Source organism: Photorhabdus bodei, assembly GCF_003287735.1.
Taxonomy (GTDB): domain Bacteria; phylum Pseudomonadota; class Gammaproteobacteria; order Enterobacterales; family Enterobacteriaceae; genus Photorhabdus; species Photorhabdus kayaii.
The window spans coordinates 1-2,431 of record NZ_NSCM01000107.1; the positions used below are offsets into that span (position 1 = coordinate 1).

The window sequence follows — 2,431 nt, forward strand, 5'->3', positions numbered from 1 at the left end:
GGGGCAATAAGGGGAGCAGTAACTCCCATGCTTCATCAGGAAGGTCGTAACGAGCCATAACATGTTTTTTCCGAAAGTCAGAGCCACATAGATTATTCTATCTCAGCCTATTGCGGGACACAGCCTAGTTTACGGCAATTCATGTACCGCTCTTGGACTTTTAGGTGTGCTGTACCATCGTGAAAAGGGATGATCTGAAATTGGCAAAAAATTTTCCGGAATGCGGGCGTTTATTGCGCCTCTGCGAGATTAAATAGTTTTCATGCTAAACATAAAATAGATGAATTGCGACTTGATTATGAACCTCTCTTTTTACACTTCCAACACAAAGAAATATACTTATGCCCAATCTGTTTTTTCCAGCTATGCTGACATAAACTTGGTTCATAAGAGCTTCGATTTTAAGGAATTACAAACTGAAGATACTCGGGAAAATCTACTATTTAAATTAAACCAAATCCCACACGTCGATTATTCCTATGTTTTTATTGAGGACAGCTCATTCCATATAGATGCTCTTAATGGTTTTCCCTCCCTGTATACTAAATACATTTTATCTTCATTAGGCGTTCAGGGAATTATTAATCTGTTAGCAGGAAAAGATAACCGTGAATGTTATTTCACCAATCATCTAGCGCTTAGAACAAAAAATAATGAGGTGGTCTTTTTTTCAGGCACTACACGAGGGCTATCTATTTCCCATACGCCGTTAATGTGTAGTAAGGAAGAAATCTGGTCTGACCTTTGGCAGATCTTAAAAGTAACAGATGGAGAGCAGTTCTACAACCAGTTAACTGAAGCGCATAAGCATCTTTTCAATCAGCAGAATAATAATACCGATGCTTTTCAACTGCTCAGAGATCACCTCTCTGAAATAGAGTTATGAAACAGCTGAATACTCAGCTCCATATCATTAAAAACAGATTTTGCAGACGCAGGTCATCGCTCATCGCCACCGGAACTCGGTAAATCATTCGTTATGTCATTGGTTATTATAGCTAACTCAGGCAGAATCAATATAATGGTGGTCCGACCTCCAACGAATACGAACGGTTACATTAGAAAAACTCTACAACCGTGGCCAATTTTTATTGACTACTACAAATCCATATGTTTTCTGGTTCAGAAATCGGCAAGATTGCAGATCTTTGCACCAAAATTTTAGAAAAACTAGGCATAATTGTTTGTGAAAATATTGATGCTAAAGAATTCATCAAAGTTAAAACAAAAACACTATTTGGCCCGATTCAAGGAACAACCACTAATTACAAAATATTAAAGCCTCCCTAAATAGCTACTTAGAATTCTAAGATTGAAAAAGAAAATATTAAAGAGTGGGGCGGATTCGACTAATAAGTGCAATTTTTCAGAAGGGTTTTCAAGTGATACTTTTTTAGGATGGCATCGAGACGGTGGTATTTTAAATGAACATTTCGACAACGTATTGAGAGAAAAAAAATTAAGCATAAAATGTGCTGTATGGCTGAGTGAAGTGAAAGATGGCGGAGGTAATCTATTGTTTCTTGAAGGAAGTCACTGTGATTTCCAAAAAAAAAATGAGGAATATAAATTAAAAAAAATCGCGGCAAGTCCAGGAGATATCACTTTCTTTGACCGCCGTATTTTGCATACGCGAACCCCTAACTACCTTTTAGAAGAAAGATTGGTTATTTTCATCGAGTACTCGGTTAAATGGCTCAAACGGAAGCAAATAATGAACTTTAAAGTTACTGATGATGAGCTTGACATCAGCTTGTTCAGCAACGAACAAAAAGGTTGGGAATTATATAAACAGGATGGCTATTAATGAATCAGAGTATTGGAAGACTATATTTTTCCCGGAGACTAATAAAATCTTACATCCATGACCATGATTTTGTGATTAAGAATGCAGAAAATATAGATCTACAACATGCCAATATTAATAAATTATTACCAATAGTTGAGTGGCATTTACGTCGTTTTTCAAGAACGAAATAGTTAAATTCTAGGAATATCGAAATGATATTTCACTATAACAGGCATCAAGCATATAAACAGCGTGTGGTCGAAGAGTATTTTCATGCTTTTGTAGTTGATAAATTAAAGAAAAAAGGTATACGCTGGGCGTTAAGAAAAGGGATGTCATACACGAAATATTACAAAGAAATATCACACCGAACCTATAATGATATTGATTTGTTAATTTCTGAATATGATCAAATAAAGTTTGAAGATGCTATGTTAGAATCTGGTTTCGAATGCGGTATCTATGATAGTGAAAAAGGGAAAGTAATCAAACACAACAGAGAAGATATTTTATATTATATACCCGTGCTCATTGAAACTGCTTGATTTTCGCCCAAATGAGGTTCATGGTATCAGTCATGAAAATCTTCATTACCGATGAACAAAAAGCCGAACTTGAACACCTCCATCACACCTGCCGTGA

The 2,431-nt window shown here is 36.0% G+C and carries 3 protein-coding genes; all 3 read left to right on the forward strand.

The features are described from left to right. Positions 1 to 298 precede the first annotated feature (298 nt). The 3 genes from CKY02_RS22785 (at position 299) to CKY02_RS22800 (ending at position 2,334) form a co-directional block, all read left to right on the forward strand. Positions 299 to 886, forward strand: a complete 588-nt coding sequence (locus CKY02_RS22785) for a non-canonical purine NTP pyrophosphatase (protein WP_162120999.1) — start codon at positions 299 to 301, stop codon at positions 884 to 886. Positions 887 to 1,312: 426 nt separating this feature from the next. Then, positions 1,313 to 1,807, forward strand: a complete 495-nt coding sequence (locus tag CKY02_RS22795; protein WP_112896987.1) for a phytanoyl-CoA dioxygenase family protein — start codon at positions 1,313 to 1,315, stop codon at positions 1,805 to 1,807. Between the two features lie 194 nt (positions 1,808 to 2,001). Next, positions 2,002 to 2,334, forward strand: coding sequence for a nucleotidyltransferase family protein (locus tag CKY02_RS22800; protein WP_112896988.1), 333 nt, complete (start codon positions 2,002 to 2,004; stop codon positions 2,332 to 2,334). Positions 2,335 to 2,431: the final 97 nt, after the last annotated feature.

Excerpts from the sequence above, each read along its gene's own strand:
- CKY02_RS22785 (WP_162120999.1), top strand. The coding sequence starts at position 299 with ATGAACCTCTCTTTTTACACTTCCAACACAAAGAAATATACTTATGCC.
- CKY02_RS22800 (WP_112896988.1), top strand. The coding sequence starts at position 2,002 with ATGATATTTCACTATAACAGGCATCAAGCATATAAACAGCGTGTGGTC.